A 20,299-nucleotide genomic window follows, 5' to 3' on the forward strand; every position below is an offset into this window, starting at 1 on the left:
CGCCGCGCCGCCGTCGGGATCGCTCTGCTCGGCGCGGGCCAGCACCGGCACGAAGATGGCGGTGAAGGTCGCCTCGAGCACCAGCGCGGCCACCAGGTTGGGCAACTGGTTGGCCACCGAGAACGCGCTGGACAGCGCGGCGCCGAGGATGGCAGCCAGCAGCACGACCCGGGCGAACCCGGTGAGCCGGCTGACCAGCGTGGCGAAGGCCATCGCCCAGGACCGCGACACCAGGGCGGCGTCGGACAGCTCGGGCCGCCGGCGATCGATGCCCGCGGGGACGGGCGGCAGGGGACCCGTGGGCGGCGAGCCGGGAACCCGGGGCCGCCGCGGCGGCTGTGGCAGGGGGTGCTGTTGCGGTGCGGTCTGCCGGTGGACGGGTTTCATACTCGGTGCTCTTGTTCGACCCGATCGTCGGCCTTCGCGTGCTGGCCCGCGGATCTGGCGCCGGGTGGGTCGGGCCGGTCGAGGTCGGCCCGGTCGGGCTGGCCGCGGAAGCGGTGCCAAAGGCGGCGTCCGGCCAGCAGCACCAGCACGGCTGCGGCCGTCATGGTGATCGCGAACAGCACCTTGCCGTAGGCGTTGGAATGCACCGAAAGGCGCACGGGTTCGCCCAGCCGCAGGCCGTCGGGCGTTCGCAGCGTCACGTCGATGGCGACCCGCTGGGTGAAGTTCACCTCGATCGGCACCCGCAGCGGGAGGTAGCCCGGCGGTAGTTCGATCTGGCCGACGTCGGTGACCGTCATCCCGGGTGGGGCATCGACCTGCAGCCGCACGCGGATGGGAACCGCCAGGCCGTTGTGCAGCGCCAGCGGCAGCGGGCTGTGTTCGGTGGCCAGGGTGTAGGAGCCGCCCGGGTTGACGATGGTCACCGCGCCGAAGAGGTCGTTGATCGTCTTGCCGACGACGCCAAGGCGTTGCTGGGCCATCCCGTTACGGGTGTCGGGAGGCTCGGATTGGCTCAGCGCCCGCAGCATGTCCTCGCGCAGTGGGGCGGTGTACTGGATGCCGGTCAGCCCGGTGCGTTCGTCGGTGCTCAGCGCCGACGTCAGGCCCCACAGCCGGCCGACCTGGCCGGCGATGGCGCCGGTGACGTCGTCGCCGAATCGCCCGCGGGCGGAGGTGTAGGCGCCCACCGTTTCCGGCTGGTCGGTGTGGTCTTGTCCCGCCTGGTTGGCCTCGGCGATGACCGCCGGCAGCGGTCGCGGTACCGCCAGGCCCGACCGGATGGCGGTGGTGAGCGCCGTCAGGATGACGTGGGCGTCGTCGGCCTGCAGGTTCCACGTCGCCGGCGGGACCAGAAGCTGCGTACGCGGTGCATCGTCGTGGCGCAAGGCGTGCCAGAACATGGAGCCCAGGGCGTCCTGGCGGCGTGCGGTCGCCGAGTCGTGCGCGAGGCGCACGGTCAGCGAGGGGTCCAGGTAGGTCGGGATGGTCGGGGAGGTTCCCGCGCCGGCCAGCGCGGCGCCCACCGCCGGGTCGAAGGGGGCGACCACGACCTGCGGGGACAGCCGCCGCGGCACGGTGTCGACGGCGCCGTCGGAGGATCCCTGCGCATCGGCGGACAGGTCGGCGGCGGCGACGGCGACGGTGCTTTCGTTGGCGCCGAGCAGGTTGACCGCGCGGTTGGTCAACGGGCCGTCGGGCAGCAGCGTGGCGCCGCGGGCGGAGGGCACGTCCAGGATGCGGTCGACGATGCTGTTGACGGCGGTGGTGGCGGCGGCGCTCAGCCCGCGGTCGTTCACGCGTTGCAGGGCGTCCAGGTCGGCCTGGGCGTAGGGGAGCGGCGCGACACACGTGCGGTGGGCCAGCGCGCGCAACCGGTTGAGCCATTCGGTGGCGGCCGCCTGTCCGGCGCCGGGATGGGTTGGGGTGCCCGGCAGTTGGGCGGGACCCTCGGGCGAGTCGGACACCACGTAGCCGGCGGTCATCGCGTTGACCGTGACAAGCAGGTCGGGGTCGACGGCCAGACACAACGCGCGGCCGACGGCCCCGTCGGGGTCGACGTCGTGGCTGGTTGCGACTTCCGCCGCGGACAGCAGGATGTCCAGCCGGCCGCCGCCGGCGAGGGAGGTGGCGAGGTCGTCGTCGACCAGGCGCACCGGGATGGTGCCACCGGGCACGCCGGGGGCCAGCCTTGGCCTGTCGGCCAGCGGCCAGAGCATGGTGAGCCACACGGGTTTAGAGGTGTCGGGCGCGACGGCCGAGATCAGATCGGCGCCCTGGTCGGGTGGCACGCCAACCGCGGGCAGCAGGAATCGCGCGTTGTCGAGCCGGGCGGGGGCGCCGTAGTCGGGTGTGCCGTTGACGTTGACCAGGACCGGGTAGATGCCGGGTTTGTCGATGCCCAAAGACTGCTTGGTCAACGAGCGCAGCGGCGCGGACAGCGTGAAGCCGACTTCCTGCCCGCGTTGGAGCTCGGGAGCTACCGTGAGGAAGTCGGCGGCCGGTTGGTACTGGTCGGTGTCGCCGTCGAGGGTGGTCCGCAGGCTCGCGGATGCGGTGACCGCACCGGCGTGTTCGAGGCGGACCATCACGTCGCGGACGGGGCGGTCGCCGATGTTGGTCACCATGCCGCTGACGGTGACGACGGGCGGGCTGGACGTGGTGATCACGTCCGGGGTGACCTGGTCGATGCGGACCCGGACGAACGGCGTCACGCCGGGTTCGCCTGCGGCGGCACGCGGCATGACGGACGCGGTCAGCATCGCGAAGCCGGCCACGATGCCGATCACCGCCGCGAGGCGCAACAAGCACAGTCGGGATGCCGTCACGGCCCGGGCCCGTGGCCGTTCTTGCGGCTGGTCGCCGGCTTGTCGGCATGCCGGGTGCGCGAGTGTGTTTGCGGTCGGCGCCGCGGAGACGTGGGTGGCAGCGGCGGCAGGGCGGCCGGACCGTCGTTCTGCAGTTTGTCGATCAGTTCGTCGGCCACGCGGGCCAGCCGGCGTTCGTCGGCGTAGGCCAGTTTCGACGGCAGCTCGTGGATGGGCACCCAGGCCACCTCGGCCACCTCGAGGTCCTCGTCGGACAGTTCGCCGCCGGAGAAGCGCATGAGGTAGTGGTGCACGGTCTTGTGGACCCGGCGGCCGTCGGTGACGAACCAGTAGTCGATGCGTCCCAGCGCGGCCAGCACGCTGCCGCGGATGCCGGTCTCTTCGGCGACCTCTCTTATAGCGGTCTGTTCGGCGGTCTCACCCTGTTCAATGTGGCCCTTGGGCAGCGACCAGAGCATCCGCCCCCGCCGATCGACGCGGCCGATCAGCGCAGCGACCTGGGAGTGACGCGGGCCGTCGAGGCCGTCGATGACGAGCCCGCCGGCGGAGGTTTCGTGCACGGTGCGCAACCGGTCCGGTCCGCGGCGAGACGAACGGGATCGGCGCGAATTCGTCGTCGCCGGGTCGGCGGGCGCTTGGCCGTTGGTCTGGTTCTCGGTCGAACTCGCAGCGCCACGACCGCGCCGCCGCCCCCGGCGTCGACGTGGCTTGTGTTGTTCGCCGTCCGACACCCAAGCGATAGTAGCTGGCACGACATCGTCTCCCAGGACATACTCGCCGCTGGACGGGCCCGCGACGGCGCAGGGCGTATGTCTCTGGTCAGCTCGGGCCGATTGCATGGGCGATCGCCCAGGCGGCACCAAAGATGATCAGGGAAAGTGGCCCGGACACGCTACCGATGAGCATCCCCCGCCCGATCTGGCCCATTGTTCGGGGAGCGCGCATGACGACGGCGGCGATCGCCATGTAGATGGCGACCACCGGGAGGACGAACACGATTGAGTACGGCATGAACAGCCAGGTGGCGAACTCGACGACGAGGATATGTAGCACCGCCATCAAGAAGGTGATCGGACCGTAGGGAGACTTCGCTGCCCCGATCACCGATTCATCGGCCATCACGACACCTTTCAGCGCAAGACCAGGTAAGCGTAGGCGATCCCACCGATGAGAACGACCGCGGAAGATCCCGCAATGCTTAACGCGAGGCCATGATTGCGGGCCTTCGGCGAGCGCAGCAACGCGGCGGCGAGCGCAAGAGACACCAACGTCGTGATCACTGCGGCGGTCAGCATCCAGCCGCGTTCACCGTGTCCACTCTCCGTAGTGAAGAGGCCCTCGCCTAGCGCCCACATGGTGGCGAGCAGCACACCCAAGACGATCTGAACGACGAACGGCGCCGACAACGTCGCCGTGCGCCAGGCTTGGGCGTCGAAGTCACGAACTCGAAAAGGCATCCGTAGCCGCTTTCAGTTGTTCACGGTCATGCAGGAACTGCACTGCCTGTGGGCAAGGGAGGCACCGAGGGAATCTCGGTGACCGGGCCGAAGTCCGTGGGCGGCAGCGGAGCCGGCACGTCGTATTTCGGGTTCCACCCGCCGGTGTCGAATGGCGCGAACGCCTTGCCGCCCAGCGGACCGACATCGTGGTGCCCGGGCAAGTTGAACGCCGGTCCCCAAGATCGGCCAGACTGGGCGGGGTCGATAAGCACCGTGTGGGTGGCGCCGTTCGGCAAGTCCTGATACACCTCCAAGGAGGGGTAGTCGGTGCGCGTTCCGTTAATTTGCACCCCTCCTTGGCCGGGCGTGAAAACGAGGTCGCCATTGACCGTCACTGTATGGTCTGCAAACGGCCCGTTCGGGTCACTGGTAATGCCGGGCGCAAAGGGATTGCCCGCGTCGTATTTGATCCTGACCGATCCGTCTGGGAGTTGGGTCACGCTGCCTTTGGGTATGCCGACCTTCACCTGGCCTGGCCCGCCGGTCGAGGTTTCCTCCACTGAAGGATTCTGCCTTAAGACCACAATGCCGTTTTCATAGTCGATGTATGTGGTCACTTTGGTGTCTTCCGGGTCGAAATTGGGGTTCGGCCCCCGGTTGTTCCCGAGATCTCGGTTCCATGGCGGAAAGCTCGTCACGTCCCGTTGTTCGATCCATTGCGAGACTCGGACCACTCCTTGGCCTGGTACGGGGCGAATCTTCACCACTCGTACCTCCGACTTAGCACCCTTGAATTTCGGGTCGTAGGTTTGCGGGTCTAGAGCCGCCGCGGTCTCCCAGTCAGCCGCCGACGTCGGTTCCCGACCAAAGGCTTGCTTGAACGCCTCGATCTGGTTGCGACGCCGTTCTTCTGCGTCGTGCGGGGGTGCTTCCGGGATGTCGCCGTAGAGGGCTTGGACTGGTGGCTCGTATCCGTCTTGCTTGCGTAGGTTAGCCATCGACAGCTTCAGCTGCCGCGAATATTGATCGCGGACTTGAGTCAGTTTGTCGACCGACGACTGGGTGTCGTCGATCGCGTGCTTCTCGAGCCCGTTGATGTAGAGGTTCAGTAGCTGCCGTTCTGACTCTGTTAGCCGGGGATCCTTCTCCAGCTCGACGGCCTCACCGATTTGATCGTCGAGACCTTGCAGTAGTCCTTCCAGCGCTGAGATTTCGCCCCGTCCGGACCGTTGGGCCTCGGCTAGCGCAGCCGCGACATTCTCGAGATCGGCGCCGATCTTGGGCAATTGAGCAGCTTGCACTCCGAGTGACCGAGTGGTCCGCTGTACCTCGACCGCGTCATTGATCGGATTGCCGCCGCCAGGATGGATCCAGGCCTCATCGAAACGTTTTCGCGCCAGGTTGAATGCGGCTCCTGCTTCCCCCGTGGACTGGCCCGCATCATGAAACGCTTGCGCAAGATTCGAGACCTGGGCTGGCCGACCGATCTGCAATGTGTCGTTGATTTTCCACGGGTCGCCGCCCGCGAACATGATCAACGCGCCCTTGCTTATGTATCGGAGATGCACCGCATTACCCCGCCGTTCCACCCTTCCCGTAGCGCGTAACGCTACTACCGCACTTCGGTGGGTCAATTCACCGTCGTGCGTGCCAGCGACTTCCATGAGCACCTGCGGGGCTCCTCACACGGGCTCTTCGGCCCCGGCCTACTAGGCTGATCGAACGTGCCCGAAGCCGACGTGGAGCTGCTTGCCGCCGCCGCAGTTGCCTTGAACCAACACGCGCCGATGCTGCGCGAGTTGGGTTCGGCGTTTCAGGCCGCGGGGAGTGAGCTGTATCTCGTCGGCGGTTCGGTGCGAGATGCCGTGCTTGGCAGGCTGAGCCCCGACTTGGACTTCACCACCGACGCTCGCCCCGAGCAGGTGCAACAGATCTTGCGGCGCTGGGCCGACCACTTGTGGGACACCGGCATCGAATTCGGCACCGTCGGTGTCGGCAAGGGCGAACATCGCCTGGAAATCACCACGTTTCGCGCCGACGCCTACGACCAGGTCTCGCGCAAACCGGCGGTGCAATACGGCGAGCGCCTCGAGGACGATTTGGTGCGTCGCGACTTCACCGCGAACGCGATGGCCGTGCGCATCACGCCTGACGGGCCGGGCGAATTCCTCGATCCCCTCGGGGGGTTGGCGGCCCTGCGCGATCGGGTGCTCGACACTCCGGCCGCACCGGAGGTTTCCTTCGGCGACGACCCGCTGCGGATGCTGCGTGCCGCGCGGTTCGTCTCGCAGCTCGGGTTCGCCGTCGCGCCGCGGGTGCGCGACGCCATCGAGGCGATGGCCCCCGAGCTGTCACGGATCAGCGCCGAACGGGTGGCCGCCGAGTTGGACAAATTGCTCCTCGGCGACGACCCGGTGTCCGGCATCGACCTGCTGGTGCAGACCGGGATGGGCGAGGTGGTGCTACCCGAGGTCGGTGGCATGCAGATGGCCATCGACGAACATCACCAGCACAAGGACGTGTACCAGCATTCGCTGACGGTGCTGCGGCAGGCGATCGCGCTGGAGGACGACGGCCCGGATCTCGTTCTGCGCTGGGCCGCTTTGCTGCATGACATCGGCAAGCCCGCCACCCGGCGGCACGAAGCCAACGGCGGCGTGAGCTTTCACCACCACGAGGTGGTCGGCGCCAAGATGGTGCGAAAGCGGTTGCGGGCGTTGAAGTATTCCAAGCAGATGGTCGACGACGTCTCGCACCTGGTGTACCTGCATCTGCGGTTCCACGGGTACGGCGAGGGGAAGTGGACCGATTCCGCGGTGCGCCGCTACGTCACCGACGCCGGGCCACTGCTACCGAAACTGCACAAGCTGGTGCGGGCCGACTGCACCACCCGCAACAAGCGCCGGGCCGCCCGGTTGCAGGCCAGCTACGACCGGCTGGAGGCACGGATCGCCGAGCTGGCCGCCCAGGAGGATCTGGCGCGCGTGCGTCCCGACCTGGACGGCAACCAGATCATGACTCTGCTCGACATCCCCGCGGGCCCGCAAGTGGGCGAGGCGTGGCGATTCCTCAAAGAGCTGCGATTGGAGCGCGGGCCGATGACGACCGAGGAGGCGACCGCCGAACTGCTGAGTTGGTGGGGCTCGCGGGGGAACCCGTAACGGCGGTTAGGCGTCCGGCGCGTGCTGGGCGTGACGGCCCCTACCCATGGGCCAGCGTTGGCCCGCCCGGTAGCCGATGTAGTAACAGATGGGTGGTGCCAACCACAACAGGATGGACGCCACTGACGCGAGGAAGGCCTGTATGTGTTGACCGCGCGCGATCGGCAGCTTGCGGGAGCCGTCGTCGATGCCGGCTGAGGCCCCCATGACGGTGAGGAGTGCGGTGCCGAGGATCATCTGCCAAGTCCAGCCCACCACATAAATCCCTACGGACACGATGCACGTCATCGCCACCAAGATCCACCACATGTTGCGGGCGGATAGTGACCCCATTGCAGTCGGATAGCCGTCGTCCTTTGCCGCGGATCGCGGGTACTGCGGGGCGCCTTTTGACGCCTCCTCGGTACGGGCGATTGCATACACCCGGCTACCGATTTTGAGGAACGGAGTACGCAAATACGCGTAAACCATCGCGGCGAACAGCGCTAAGAACCCGATGCCGAAGCTTCCCGGCCATCCTCGTGGCAGGACCGCCAAGGCAAAGCACAGCGCCGCGCTCAGCCAACCGAGCCAGTAAATTCTTCGCTGCACATCGCGATCGTCGACAACGACACTGGCGACGGCTGCGACGAGCCCGACGCAAATTCCGGCTACCAGCAGAGCCGTGGCCCACAGCGGGCTGCTGGACGAAACCGATGAGCCTGAACCGTAGGTCGTCATCTGCGGTGCGTCATTTATCGAAAAACCCACCAACAGCCCCGCCTAACTGCTCGCCGCCGAACCCGACTATCGCCGCTCCGAGTATGGCACCGACGAAAGCTCCCTCCGGTCCGACAACGGAGCCCGCCAAGGCGCCGCCTCCTGTCGCTCCCAACCAGCCGCCGGCAATGCTGCCGCCGGCCTTTCCTATGGTGGTGCCGAGCCCAGCGCCGTGCATGTAGTCGTTGGCTGCCAACGCCACCTCAACGAGCGTTCCTCCTCGGCCGAGTGTCTTGCCCACCTTCTCGAACGCCTCGATGTCGGTCGGCGTGAATGCGTCGACCGCATGGCGGCCGCCTCGCGCGGCGACTGTGCCGTCGACACCAGCGGCACCCAGGGTCATGACCTGTCCTTGCTGCTTGACGATTTCTGCCCACGGGACCCCGCGTGTCACGCCGTTGGCAACCGACATGGCCGCGGAGGGCGACATGCCTTTGGAGACAAGGCCTCTCACTGCTTGTTGCGTCACGACGGCGCGGGCTTGTTGTTCGCCGTTGTCGAGCATCTGGGTGACCTGGTCGGGGGTCATCCCGGGCGCTCCGGAGAATCCTTGCTCAAGTCTTCTCTGCCACTCCAGCCGCATCTGTGCGCGGGCCCGCGCGTCGCTGCCCAGAACGCGGTCGACTGGCAGCGGGCCGTTGAACTGTGCCATGGCGAAATCGTCGAGACGCTCACTGGCGAGTCGGCGAGTGTCGGCATCAGCGGTGGGATTGGTAGCCGTGGCGTAGTCGCGTAAACGCGCTGCGGCATCGGCCTTTTCGGGCGTCATCCCACCGACGCTGTTGACGAGAGCTTGGTCCAGCGGCCGTTGTTTCGCGTTGTAATTGTCGACGGCCCGCTGGTCGAGGTCACGATGGCTTGGTTGGCCGTCGGCGTCCGCGCCTTGGATTGGCGCGGGGTCGTAGCCGTCTTGAGCACGCAGCGTGGTCAGCGACTTCTGGAGTATGTCGGAATAGCCGCTGCGAAGCGCTTGTAGTTGTGCCACAGCTGATTTGGTGTCTGTCATCGCCTCTTGGCCGAGGTCGTGAATGTGTTGGTCGACGGGGTTTTCTCGGCGGCCGTCAGATGACAGGTGTTTTCCAGGTCGATCGCTTTGCTGAGTTCGTTGTCGATGTCGTGTAGTTGGTCATTTAGGGTCGAGGTCAATCCTGCCCCTGTCCGCTGTGCTTCGGCCAATGCCGCCGCGATGTTTTCCAGGTCAGTCCCGATCTTGGGCAGCTGGTCGGCCTGCACACCCAACGCTGTGACGGCGCGTTGCACTTCGGCGGAGTCGTTGATTGGGTTGTCGCCGCCTTGGCGGTTCCAGGCGGCCTCAAAACGGCGGCATGCCTGATCGAACGCGGCACTCGCCTCGGCGGTGCAACGCCCCGCTTTGTGGAATGCCAAGGCCAGATTCGAAATCTGCAGCGGCTGACCAGCTTGCAGGCTGTTGTTGATTGCCCACGGATCGGCGCCGGCTGCGCCAATCAGCGCCCCAACGTCTATGTGCAGGAACTGCATCGGATCCTCCACGACTCAGTGCACGCCGAATCCGCTTGCCGTCAGGCTACTGGAAGCAAGGTCGTGGCGAGGTCGCTTGTTCGGTGCGGGGGAACCCGTAGGGTTGATTACGCGTCGGATCTAATCATGGATTACTGCTCAAGCGGCGACGACGGTACGGCGGATATCTGGCACCACGACCTCGACCTTGATCTGGACGGTGACGGCCGGCTCGATGCCTTCGGGCTGGACCTCGATGGTGATGGCTTGCTCGACGACGCACTGGCGGATCTGGACGGAGACGGCATCGCCGATCACGCGGTGCTCGATCTGGACAACGACGGAACTCCCGAGGCGTACTTCACCGATGACGGATCCGGGACGTGGGGGGTGGCCACGGAACAGGGCCGGCAACTGCGGTGGTTCGGGCTCGACGGCGCCGAGCACACCGGCGGCCCGCTGGTCGACTTCGACGGTCACGGTGGCGTCAATGACCGACTTTTCGATATCGACGGCGACGGGGTGGCCGACCGGGTGCTGTGCGCGGATGAAGGCGGCGTCACCGGATACGTCGACACCGACGGTGACGGGAAGTGGAACGTCCGGCTGAGTGATAGCGATGGCGACGGGCTGGCTGACGGCGCCACCGCCTTGTAAGGCGTGCTGGATGTTAGTTGACACGACGTGAATTGACCGCCGCCCTTCACGTATTTAGCCTGGTCAATACGGTTGCGTGGTCAGTTCGAGAGGGGTGGCAATGTTCGTCGACACCGCGCTCTTGCACTCCGGAGGTAACGACTCACACCGCGCGGGAGGCCATGCCCAGGAGGGGGCCGACCAACTGGCGCGGGGGCCGCTGGCGTCGGGAATGTTCGGTGACTTCGCCGCCGCCGATTCTTTCCATGAGGCCGTCACCGCCGCCCATACGCAGCACGTGCAGAACCTCCAAGGCCACAAGCAGACGCTGACCGATGTCGGCGCGAAGGCGCACTACGCCGCCAACGGATTCACCGATATGGACCAGCACAACGCCGGCGAACTGCGGGCGGTGCGGCCGGGATTGAACGGCTCGTCGCCGGCAGTCTGACCGCCTCAGCGTGGTCAACTCCAACCAGGCGAGTCATCTGCTACACGCGATGGAAGCTATCGATCAGCCAGGCACCGTTTACCTTAGCCAGACCCACGCGCACCGAGCTGCTTGTATTTTCGGGAGCCGGCTTCGCAAGGGTTGTGGTTACCTGGTTAACGAAGACGAGGATCGATGCCTTCTGATTATCCAGGGTTTCAACGCCTGCGAGATCGGCCGTGGCCTTGACTGTCACACCATCCCGGGCGGCGGGGATGACAGTTTTATCAACGAATCCTTTGTAATTGGCGAGGAAGTCACCGGTTAGCAGGGCCTCTGCTGCACTAGTTTCCTTCTCCACGGTGGCTGGGGAGTAACTCAAGAGCTTGACAGCCCCCGAACTCGCCGCTTGCGTCGCCGCCGTGCGTTCATCTTGTTGGTCCGCGAGGGGCGGCAGTTGGCGATCCTTGATAATCATCTGCCAGCATCCCAGGCCAGAGGCAGCCGCTACCCCGCCAGCGAGCACCAAAATCGTTGTCCACCATGCGATCCGCCGTCCAGGCATACGGGTCACACAAACTCTCCCTTCGCCACTTTGTAAGCGTCGCCAACCTTCCGAACTTGTATGCGGAGGCGCAGGTTTCGTGGCGGCTCTGACGAGCCGTCAATACCGGTTGCAGTTGAGGTGACCGCGATAAGAACGGAGGCGGCGGTCCCCTGAAAAGATTCCAGGCCTGCGGCGTTGACCGTTCCGCGCGTCGCCTTCTTTCCGTCCAAGATCGCTTGCTTGAAGACGGTTTCGTTGCTGGCGAATGATTCGTGGAATTCGTCAACTGAACCATCGAGGACGCGCTGAACATCACTATCGATCGACGCGGGGTTGAACGTCGTCATGATGACCGCGAACTGCTCAGCGTCGTCCACATATGGCTGCCAATCGGGCGGCGCCGTGGAAGGATGCGGATGCGGCCGCGCAAACTGCGTCACTGCAAAAACGACCGCTCCAAGCAGCAGTACTAACAGAATTGTCGGCACAACAGTCGCAGTCCGGAGGCGAGAACGCGTCGCCGAATTCGTGGGCAGGTCCTGAACCGCACCCTGAGCGGGCGCCGTTGGGGCCGGGGGTTGGCCGTGGTCGTGCCAGACGGGCGGAGGATACGAACCACCGCACATCGTTGGGGCGGCGTTCCGTTCTGACGCCGGCGGAGCCGCCAAGGCATTTCGGGCGGCCGCGGCCAGTTCCTGGGCGCTCGGGTATCGATGCTGGGGGTTCTTGGCCATGCCCCTCGCGATCACCTCGTCAAATCCCGGGGGCAAGCCAGGTCGCTGCTGGCTTGGCCGCGGCGGTTCGACCGTCAGGTGACCGGCGATTTGTTGTTCCATGCCTTCGCCGGGATAAGGGCGGCGGCCGGTCAGACACTCATGCAACACACACGCGAGTGAGTAAATGTCGGAGCTGATGTCGGCGACGTCGGATGTGAAGCGTTCCGGCGCCATGTAGAACATGGTGCCCACCACGACGCCCGTACTCGTGAGCGCGCCGGCCGCCGTATCGCGGGCGATACCAAAGTCAATTAGGTATACAAAGTCGCGCGGCGTGACCAGCGCGTTGGAGGGTTTGATATCCCGGTGAACCAGCCCCGCGGTATGCGCTGTGTCGAGCGCTGCGGCCAGTTGTTCAATGACGTGCACCGCCCGCTCCGGCAGCATCGGCCCATCGCGTTGCAGCAGAGCGCCAAGGTCCACGCCGTCTACAAGGGGCATCACGAGATAGAGGCGGCCGTCGACCTCGCCTGTGTCAAAGACGGGAATGATGTGGGCCTCGGTTAAGCGGGCGACGGTGTGGGCCTCGCGGCGGAACCGCTCCACATAGCCGGGCTCCGAGCCGAGCGCACCCGCTAACACTTTGACGGCAACATCGCGGCCGATGATGGTGTCGTGAGCCTTGTAAACGGTGCCCATGCCACCCTCACCAATCACGGAGAGCAATTGGTAACGACCAAACGGCAGGGGTTCGAAGGGCTGACCTGGCTCATCCACCGGTCAGCATGTTAGTGGAATGAAGAGACGAAGAAGCTTGGATTGACAGCTACGGGGACCGCGGGTGATCGAGGGTCCTGGCCTGCTATCGAAAACCATGAATCCTGCGCACTAACTAGGTGCACGTTGCTGCGGCGCGTTGCAAGGTGCCATCCAGGCGAAGGATCCGTTTTCGATTAGACCGGAGAGGACTACATACCGGAGTTGCTTAGGCACCGCGGCCCGGCACCTGGCGCATCTTCGGGGCGTCGGTCCACGTTGAGGGGCGCAGGGCAGGGAGATAATGAACAGATTCGCTTCTACGGTATGGGGCAACGTGAGGAGGGCTTGATGGGGGAGATGCCTCCAAACTACGGAGGTGGGGAACCACCAATAGGGCCGCCAGCGGGTCAGTGGCAGCCGGCCTACGCGCCTCGAACCATCAAGCGTCCAATTGCTTGGCCGGCGGTAGCCATTGCGTCGGTTGGCGTTCTGCTTGGTGGCGCAGCACTGGTTGTGGCGCTCACAAGGCCGGCCAATAATCCCGCCATCGGCTCCGCGACCACATCTGCAGCACCTACGTATACGACCGCGGAGGCCGCCGCCGCGCACAAAAAGCTCTGCGATCTCTATGGCGTGGCCGCGCGCGCTGTCCAAATCGATACGAATGGCGACAACGCAGCGTTGGCTGGCGTCGCCACTGTTAATGCGGCACTTATGCTCCAGCAGGCGGTCGACTCAGCTCCGGCGTTAGCGGCTGGCGATCGAGTGGCCGCTCTCACACTCGCCACTGCGTACACGCATGCCACGGCCATGGGAAGCCAACTGCAGCGCACGGACCCCGCATGGCAGTCAGTAGTCGACGATGTCAACGCCAAGGACTCTGAGATGAAGAGAGTTTGCGGTAGCGGGTGACCGCGGCCGCAGGGTGCGCGGATGGCTAGCTTGGTACGAATGGTGTGACGAACCACGTTCGCGTCAAGCCGGGGCTGGAGTGGGGATCAAGAGTCGCCGACACTCCTGTGTGCCCGAGCGAACTCCGTAGGACCAGGGTGCTAGTAGGGTAGGACCAGGGTGCTAGTAGGCCGGTTCCTCGGATACAGCTAGAGCTTTGGAACGCTTTGATAGCCCTTGCCGCCCTGGTGGCTGGCAACGAAGAATAGCCGCGTTCGAACCGAGGGTGTAGAGAAGCGCGCAGCAAACGGTGAATTGCTCGCCCCGCCGTTGCCTGTTCCACTATGAAGTGGAAGAGGGCACGCATAATCGGGGAACCGTGTCCATCGAGTTTCGTCGGCTTTGCAGAGGGGGTGGACGGTGGGGAACCAGCTTTCGGGATCTGGCATGGGGCCGGGTGGGCAGGCGCCTATTGGAAACTGGTCGCCGAACTATTCCGGACAGCCGGCGCCGCGTCCACGTCCGTGGCAGGCGATTGTCTTAGCCGTGACGGCTGTTGTCGCCACCGCTGCTTTGATCGTTGCGCTGGTACGGCCGACAGAGTCGCGATCCCCAACAACCGCTTCTACGCCGACCTACGGCGCTGCGGAGATCACGGCTGCTCAGCAAGAACTTTGCGACACATACAAGCTGGCCGCACTGGCGGTACAGGTCGACACCAATGGCGGTGACAAAGCATTCGCACCTATCGCGCTAACTAATTCGGCTGTCATGCTTAGCAATGCGGCCACTGATCCGGCTCTCGACGCCGAACACCGTAATGCCGCGCGAGCTCTCGCGGCGGCATATTTGACGGACACCGCAAAGAGCAGCGAGTGCGCCGCCACCGAGGCCGAGTTCCGGGCGGCGGTCCATGACGTGAATGCCAAGGACGCTGTAACGAAGAGGATATGTGGTGGGGGCTGACCTCCCGCCTGGAAAGTGGACGGCGGCGCTGATCGGGCCCTGGTGGCCAGCAGCATCGACGACTCTCCGTGCCGGCGCCCAATATTGGAGCCAGGCCTGCGCGGAGCAGCAAATGTTTTCGGAAGCCCTGCGCAATCAGTGGGCGGTTATTGCGGCACACAATCAGGGCCACACGGCGGACGACCTGATTTCGAGGTACCAGCAAGGCGAGAAGTTTCATCTGGATCTGGCTGAGAAGTACCAGGCTAAGGCCTCAGCCTTCGATTCAGGCGCTGACGCGATCGATTACCTTCGAAGTCGATTGTCGGACATAGCAAATACAGGTAACCAAGAAATCGACCAAATCCTCGCGTCAAAAAAGCCGCTTCCGGAACAAGTTGCAGAGGTGCAGGCCGTTCAGTTGCGCTGCAATGGGGATGCGGCCAATGCGAGTCTGAATACGGGCGACAAACTCATGACTGCGACCCAAAAGATACTGGATGCCGAAGGCGTAGGCGGCGATGCCCGAACTTGGGCGCGCGAGAATGGCTTCAACTCTGGAATTCCTTCATCGCCGCCACCGCTCAGCGAGGCTGACCTGAGAGCGCCGCAAGGCGGGACGGGTTTCGGTGGCGGCATTGGTCACGGCGGCCCAACGCTTGGTGGCAGCGGCGGTCCGACAGCGGAACCGGCGGGGTACGGGGGCGGTCCTGGCCACGGTGGCCCGACAGCAGGTGGTAGCAGCGGTTCGACGGCGGAACCGGCGGGGTACGGGACAGGCTTTGGGCACGGAGGTCAAGTCCCGGGTACCAATCCACCCGGTATTTCGCCTGGCTTGCCAACGGCAACTGGTGTAGCTCCGAGTGCTCCACTGATGAATTCACCGATCCATGGCGTTGGCGGAGGAATGTCGCCTACCGGTCTCGGGCAGGGCGTCTCGCCTAACCTGGCGCAGTCGTTCGCATCCGGGATGGCGACGGGGCAGCAGGCAGGCGCTGGCGCACAGGGGTTGTCGTCAGGCGCGATCAACGCGATGGAGCCGGGCGCCGGTACGCCTCCGCAGGCCGGGCCACCGGCGGGGACGCCGCCCGTGGCGCCAACTGCACCTAGCGCCGGGGTCTTCGTGTCGACGAGCGGTCCGGTTGATACACCCCCGCCAGCCGCTCCCGCGCCACCGGTAAGCGGCGGAGCTGCGCCGGTGACGCCAGTAATGACGGGTGGATCGTGGTCTGGATCGACGCCCGCGGGTGTCGCCCCGAGTGTTCCCGCTGGGCCGTTGCCCGCCTATGGCTCCGATCTGCGCCCATCGGTCGCGACGCCACCTGCCATGCCTTCGGCTCCGGCGGGACCCGTCTCGGGCGCGCCGGTCGCGCCCTCGCCGGGATCCTCCCCGTCCGCGGGCGGACCGCTTGTTTCTCCAGTGGAGCGTGGGACAGCGGGAGCGGCGCCCGGACAGGCGAGCGCCAACTCGTCGAGCATGGTCGGCGCGTCAGTGATGTCAGCGGCAACCGGCGCTGCCGCCGGCTCGGTATCTAGCAGGGCAGTCGAGCAGCAGCGGCTGCAGCGGCTGGTCGATGCGGTCGCCCGACAGGAGCCGCGAATTTCGTGGGCGGCCGGGCTGCGTGACGACGGCACGACCACCCTGCTCGTTACGGATCTCGCTGGCGGATGGATTCCGCCCCACGTGAAGTTGCCCGCGCACGTGACCCTGCTCGAGCCAGCCCCACGGCGCCGAGACGCGACGGTGGTCGACCTGCTCGGTGCCGTCGTGGTAGCCGCCGCCCACGAGCACAACACCTACGTCGCCGAAGCGGACCCCGAGGCGCCCCCGCTGACCGGCGACCGGCCGGCCCGGTCCGCCGCACCGCAGGTAGACGAGCTCGGGCCCGCCCTCGTGGAAGCCGTGCGCCGCCGCGACGGACTACCTCGAATCGCGCAGGCGATCGCGGCGCCGGCCGTACGGCGTACGGGCGTACTCGAAAACGAAACTCAGCTCCTGCGCACGTGCATCGCCGATATCCAGAATTTAGTGCTTACGGCTTATCCGAATCATGACCCTGGCGCCGTGGGCGATTGGACGTTGCTCGCCGCAATTGAGGCCATGATCGATGGGCATAAGTACCTCGCGAATTACCACATGGCCTGGTTCGACGTCATCAGCCATCTCGCTGGCGCCGAGGGCATTGCCCAAAATCCGAGGTGAATACCAATCTCAGCCTGCTATGCCAAACTGATGGCGTGCGCTTACGCGCACTAAGCGCTTGCACGGGTTTGCAGGCGGGGTGGAGGTGAGGATATGACCGGGGGCGGCGACACAATTAAGAGCGCTCCAGCCGTATTGGGAGGGTTGGTTGGTGCACCGGAAGCACCACCGCCTATGCCTTTCCCCGCTTCCGTGGGCGGGACCGCCCCTGCCGACATTCTTCAGGCGCTGCTGCATTCGACGGGCAACGCCGGTGTACCCAAGGACGCCGCCGACGCCGCAGCCGCAGACGCGGACCGCCGTGCGCACGCCGCGGACGCGGCCGCGAAATTTCCCGAAAACGAAGCTCAGTCAGCGCAGCAGATGCAAAACGTCGGTCAGCAAGCGCCGCAGATGATGCAGCAGATGCTGCAAAGCATCACGGGCGCGCTCGGCGGCGCGGTCGGCGGCATCATGCAGCCGCTGACACAGCTCCCGCAGCAGGCGATGCAGGCCGGCCAGAGTGCCATCCAGCCGCTGATGAGCGCGGTGCAGGGCGGCGCCCACGGAGCCGGACTGGCGAGCGACGCGCACCTGGTCGACAGCGTCGGCCCGGGCTCCGGAGCCGGCGGCGGCCTGGGCTCGGGCGGTGGCGGCGCGGGCCTCGGCGGCGGCGGCACCACCCCGGCCAGCTCGTTGGGGCCGCCGCCGGTGCCGACGTCATCCCCGCCGACGACCCCCGCCGGGGCGGCTAAGGCGGCCATGATGCCGCCGGTCAGTGGCGCGCCCACCGTGTCGGGGCAGACCGGCATGGGCGGCATGGGGATGATGCCGCCCGGAGCGATGGGCGGCCACGGCGAAGGCGGCAACAAGGAGAAGCCTCCGGAGAAGCGGATCTCGGCGCCCGGCGTGCCCAACGGCCAGCCCGTCAAGGGCCGCCTGACGATGCCGCCGAGCCCGCCGGGGCCCAAGCCCGGTGAGGAGAAACCCACCGTGGTCACCAACCGGCCGAATCGCCGGATCGTCATCATGCCCACCGAGGACGAGGCAAAGGAATAGGCGGCACGGCAAGCCATTCGCGCTTCGCCGGAAGGTGAGTGGTCGGTCCACGCGCCCGGCAGTAGGGTCGCTACGTAATCGCTCGTTATTGACAGCGCAACTGCGGATTCGTGCATGCTATTGAGTACGGATTTGCGCGGCCAGAGGGTGTGGGAAAAAGGGGACCAGGGTGGGGCAGTCATTGACTGATCCGCTGACGAGGCACGCGGTGGCGGTCTTGGCCCGCGGCCACGCCCTGTTCGCCGGTGAGGCCACCGCCGCCCGGGTCGACAACACGCGGCAGCCCGGCGAGGTGAGCACCGACGGCCTGCCCGCCGCCGCGGCGCAAAGGTCGATAAACACGCTGAACGAACTCCGCCAGGCGAGCACCACGGACCGCGCGCTGGCACGAATCATGGCGGCGGCGCGCGCCGGCCACGCGGAAGCGAGGGTGGCCACCCGGGCGAACCTCGACGACGCCAAAACTGACGCCGCGTCGACGCCCGATACCCCGATGGCGCGTCGTGAAGCCATGGTCCGGATGGCGGCGAGGCTGCGCGCCCAGCACCGACACGTCCTGAACTCGCGCCGGCGGGCACGACTCCTGGCGCTGCGGCTGCGGCGGCTGCGCTACCGACAGAGGCGGGCGGCGATGCGAGGCGATCAGGGCAACGGGCGCGGGGCCGTCATAGCGGCGATCCGTAAAGCATTGGATATCAAGGGGATTCATAACCCGGCTGCGCGTGCCCGCTGGGAACGCGGCATGGATTTGGTCGCTCGCCGCGAGTCCAATTACAACGCCAACGCGGTCAACGGCTGGGATTCCAACGCCGCGCGGGGGACACCGAGCAAGGGTGCCTGGCAATTCATCGCGCCCACATTCGCGGCCTATCACGAGCCGGGCACGTCACGCGACATCCACAACTTGGTGGCGCAGGCGTGCGCGTTCATCAACTATGCGATGGGCCGCTATCACGTCGCCGGGGACGCGTCGAATCTGGCCGATCTGATTCAGCAGGCCGATCCTCGCCGATCACCGAAGGGGTATTGAGCATGCCGCTGAGTTTGTCGAACCGTGACCAGAATTCCGGTCACTTGTTCTACAACCGACGGTTGCGCGCGGCGACCACCCGGTTCTCAGTCCGAATGAAGCACGACGACCGCAAGCAGACCGCCGCGTTGGTGTTGTCGATCTTGCTGGTGGCCATCGCCGCCGGGTGGATGATGCTGCTGAACGTGTTGAAACCGACTGGCGCGGTTGGCGAATCGGCGATCATCGGCGACCGTGATTCCGGCGCGATCTATGCCCGCATCGACGGCCGGCTCTATCCGGCCCTCAATCTGACCTCCGCCCGCCTGGCCACCGGCACGGCGAACCCGCCGACGTGGGTCAAGCGCAGCGAGATCGCCAAGTATCCGACCGGGCCGCTGATCGGTATCCCGGGCGCGCCGGCGGCGATGCCGGTGAACCGGGGCGCGATCTCGGCGTGGGCCGTGTGCGATACGGCCGGGCGCCCGCGCAGCGGGGAGAAGCCGGTCGTCACGTCAATCGCGGGCGCGCTCAACGGCGGTGACCGCGCGGCACCGCTGGCCGACGACGCCGGCGTGCTCGTGACGTTCGAGGGCAACACGTACGTGATCTGGGGCGGCAAACGTTCGCAGGTCGATCCGGCCAGCAGAGCGATCACCCTGAGCCTGGGCCTGGATCCGGGAGTGACGTCACCGGTGGAGATTTCGCGCGCGCTCTACGACGGGCTGCCGGCGACCGAGCCGCTGCGCGTCCCGGACGTCCCGCAGGCGGGCACGCCGTCGACCTGGGTCTCCGGCTCGCAGGTGGGCGCGGTGCTGCAGGCCCAAACCGCCGGCGGCGGCAAGCAGTTCTACGTTTTGCTGCCTGACGGCGTCCAGAAGATCACCAGCTTCGTCGCCGACCTGCTCCGCAGCGCGAACTCCTACGGGTCGACGGCCCCGCGCGTGGTGACCCCCGACGTGTTGGTCAACATCCCCCAGGTGAACTCGCTGGACGTGGACTATTACCCGACCAAGCGACTGAATTTCGTTGACACCGCAGCGAATCCGACCACCTGCGTCGGATGGGAGAAGGGTTCGACGGACCCGCAGGCCCGGGTCGTCGTCTACAACGGGCGGGGCCTCCCGGTGTACTCCTACCTCGACGACCGGATCGTGCACCTGGTGCGCGACGACCGGGACCCGGCGTCGGTGGTCGCCAACCAGGTGCTGGTGCTGCCGGGGGCGGCCAACTTCGTCACCTCGACCAGCGGGGTGATCACATCCGATTCCCGCGAATCGCTGTTCTGGGTGTCCGACAACGGTGTCCGTTTCGGCATCGCCGCCAACGACGACACGCTGCGCGCGCTCGGACTCGACCCGGCCTCGGCGGTACAGGCGCCGTGGCCGTTGCTGCGCACGTTCGCTGCCGGCCCGGCGTTGTCGCGGGAGGCGGCACTCGTGGCGCGCGACACCGTGCCGGCGCTCGGCAAGGCGGCTGTGGTGACGACATCGGCGAAGGCGGGAGGCTAGGG

Annotated in this window: 19 protein-coding genes and 1 pseudogene; 9 read left to right on the forward strand and 11 right to left on the reverse strand. The window is 66.2% G+C overall.

Annotated features, from left to right (window positions below):
• From A5692_RS19075 to A5692_RS19100, 6 genes are all read right to left on the reverse strand, one after another.
• Nucleotides 1–387, reverse strand: a 387-nt coding sequence (locus A5692_RS19075) for a lipid II flippase MurJ (protein ID WP_304528612.1), incomplete at its 3' end; no start/stop codon positions are given.
• The gene (locus A5692_RS19080; RefSeq protein WP_068058648.1) at nt 384–2,774 is read right to left on the reverse strand and encodes a hypothetical protein; all 2,391 of its coding nucleotides are present in this window, start codon (nt 2,772–2,774) and stop codon (nt 384–386) included. The genes A5692_RS19075 and A5692_RS19080, both read right to left, overlap by 4 nt.
• Entirely contained in the window at nt 2,771–3,505 is a 735-nt protein-coding gene (locus A5692_RS19085) for an NUDIX hydrolase (protein WP_068058650.1), read from the reverse strand. Before A5692_RS19085 ends, A5692_RS19080 begins: the two co-directional genes overlap by 4 nt.
• 88 nt (nt 3,506–3,593) lie before the next feature.
• The gene (locus A5692_RS19090) at nt 3,594–3,893 is read right to left on the reverse strand and encodes a hypothetical protein (protein ID WP_068058685.1); all 300 of its coding nucleotides are present in this window, start codon (nt 3,891–3,893) and stop codon (nt 3,594–3,596) included.
• Nucleotides 3,894–3,904: 11 nt separating this feature from the next.
• Nucleotides 3,905–4,231 carry a hypothetical protein gene (locus A5692_RS19095; RefSeq protein ID WP_231984376.1) on the reverse strand — a complete coding sequence of 109 codons (327 nt, stop codon included), beginning with the start codon at nt 4,229–4,231 and terminating at the stop codon, nt 3,905–3,907.
• 26 nt (nt 4,232–4,257) lie between these two features.
• Nucleotides 4,258–5,745 (reverse strand): hypothetical protein, encoded by a 1,488-nt coding sequence (locus tag A5692_RS19100; RefSeq protein WP_369830308.1) that lies wholly within the window; start codon nt 5,743–5,745, stop codon nt 4,258–4,260.
• A 192-nt stretch (nt 5,746–5,937) separates the two neighbouring features.
• Between A5692_RS19100 and A5692_RS19105 the strand changes: the two genes are divergently transcribed.
• Nucleotides 5,938–7,374 (forward strand): CCA tRNA nucleotidyltransferase, encoded by a 1,437-nt coding sequence (locus tag A5692_RS19105; protein ID WP_068058652.1) that lies wholly within the window; start codon nt 5,938–5,940, stop codon nt 7,372–7,374.
• Nucleotides 7,375–7,380: 6 nt separating this feature from the next.
• Here the strand turns inward: A5692_RS19105 and A5692_RS19110 are convergent, their stop codons facing one another.
• From A5692_RS19110 to A5692_RS19120, 3 genes are read right to left on the reverse strand one after another with little or no spacing between them, the layout of a single operon-like run.
• On the reverse strand, nt 7,381–8,094 hold the full coding sequence (locus A5692_RS19110; RefSeq protein WP_068058654.1) for a hypothetical protein: 714 nt from the start codon (nt 8,092–8,094) through the stop codon (nt 7,381–7,383).
• A 10-nt stretch (nt 8,095–8,104) separates the two neighbouring features.
• Nucleotides 8,105–9,118, reverse strand: a complete 1,014-nt coding sequence (locus A5692_RS29190; protein WP_156766165.1) for a hypothetical protein — start codon at nt 9,116–9,118, stop codon at nt 8,105–8,107.
• A 17-nt stretch (nt 9,119–9,135) separates the two neighbouring features.
• The gene (locus A5692_RS19120; RefSeq protein WP_156766166.1) at nt 9,136–9,633 is read right to left on the reverse strand and encodes a hypothetical protein; all 498 of its coding nucleotides are present in this window, start codon (nt 9,631–9,633) and stop codon (nt 9,136–9,138) included.
• 126 nt (nt 9,634–9,759) lie between these two features.
• On the opposite strand from A5692_RS19120, the gene A5692_RS19125 reads away from it, so the two are divergent.
• Together A5692_RS19125 and A5692_RS19130 are read left to right on the forward strand one after the other, a co-directional pair.
• Entirely contained in the window at nt 9,760–10,269 is a 510-nt protein-coding gene (locus tag A5692_RS19125) for a pullulanase (RefSeq protein WP_068058660.1), read from the forward strand.
• Nucleotides 10,270–10,369: 100 nt separating this feature from the next.
• Nucleotides 10,370–10,699, forward strand: a complete 330-nt coding sequence (locus tag A5692_RS19130; protein WP_068058661.1) for a DUF2563 family protein — start codon at nt 10,370–10,372, stop codon at nt 10,697–10,699.
• A 40-nt stretch (nt 10,700–10,739) separates the two neighbouring features.
• Here A5692_RS19130 and A5692_RS19135 read toward each other — a convergent pair whose 3' ends face one another.
• Together A5692_RS19135 and A5692_RS19140 are read right to left on the reverse strand one after the other, a co-directional pair.
• Complete coding sequence (locus tag A5692_RS19135) at nt 10,740–11,156, reverse strand: hypothetical protein (RefSeq protein WP_156766167.1); 417 nt, start codon at nt 11,154–11,156, stop codon at nt 10,740–10,742.
• Between the two features lie 92 nt (nt 11,157–11,248).
• Entirely contained in the window at nt 11,249–12,718 is a 1,470-nt protein-coding gene (locus A5692_RS19140) for a serine/threonine-protein kinase (RefSeq protein ID WP_231984377.1), read from the reverse strand.
• A gap of 1,320 nt (nt 12,719–14,038) precedes the next feature.
• On the opposite strand from A5692_RS19140, the gene A5692_RS28495 reads away from it, so the two are divergent.
• The 6 genes and pseudogenes from A5692_RS28495 to eccB all read left to right on the forward strand — a co-directional run bounded on the left by A5692_RS28495 (nt 14,039) and on the right by eccB (nt 20,297).
• The gene (locus A5692_RS28495) at nt 14,039–14,557 is read left to right on the forward strand and encodes a hypothetical protein (protein ID WP_082962888.1); all 519 of its coding nucleotides are present in this window, start codon (nt 14,039–14,041) and stop codon (nt 14,555–14,557) included.
• Nucleotides 14,558–16,031: 1,474 nt separating this feature from the next.
• Nucleotides 16,032–16,265 (forward strand): annotated as a pseudogene (locus A5692_RS30460) (DUF5632 domain-containing protein); the annotation flags it as partial.
• Nucleotides 16,266–16,280: 15 nt separating this feature from the next.
• The gene (locus A5692_RS30465; RefSeq protein ID WP_369830309.1) at nt 16,281–16,739 is read left to right on the forward strand and encodes a DUF5631 domain-containing protein; all 459 of its coding nucleotides are present in this window, start codon (nt 16,281–16,283) and stop codon (nt 16,737–16,739) included.
• A gap of 93 nt (nt 16,740–16,832) precedes the next feature.
• The gene (locus A5692_RS19150) at nt 16,833–17,777 is read left to right on the forward strand and encodes a hypothetical protein (protein WP_369830306.1); all 945 of its coding nucleotides are present in this window, start codon (nt 16,833–16,835) and stop codon (nt 17,775–17,777) included.
• A gap of 181 nt (nt 17,778–17,958) precedes the next feature.
• Complete coding sequence (locus A5692_RS19155) at nt 17,959–18,807, forward strand: transglycosylase (RefSeq protein ID WP_068058693.1); 849 nt, start codon at nt 17,959–17,961, stop codon at nt 18,805–18,807.
• Between the two features lie 2 nt (nt 18,808–18,809).
• On the forward strand, nt 18,810–20,297 hold the full coding sequence (gene eccB, locus A5692_RS19160; RefSeq protein ID WP_068058667.1) for a type VII secretion protein EccB: 1,488 nt from the start codon (nt 18,810–18,812) through the stop codon (nt 20,295–20,297).
• The last annotated feature ends 2 nt before the right edge of the window (nt 20,298–20,299 follow it).

The sequence above is a fragment of the Mycobacterium sp. E342 genome (assembly GCF_001667665.1).
Taxonomy (GTDB): Bacteria; Actinomycetota; Actinomycetes; order Mycobacteriales; family Mycobacteriaceae; genus Mycobacterium.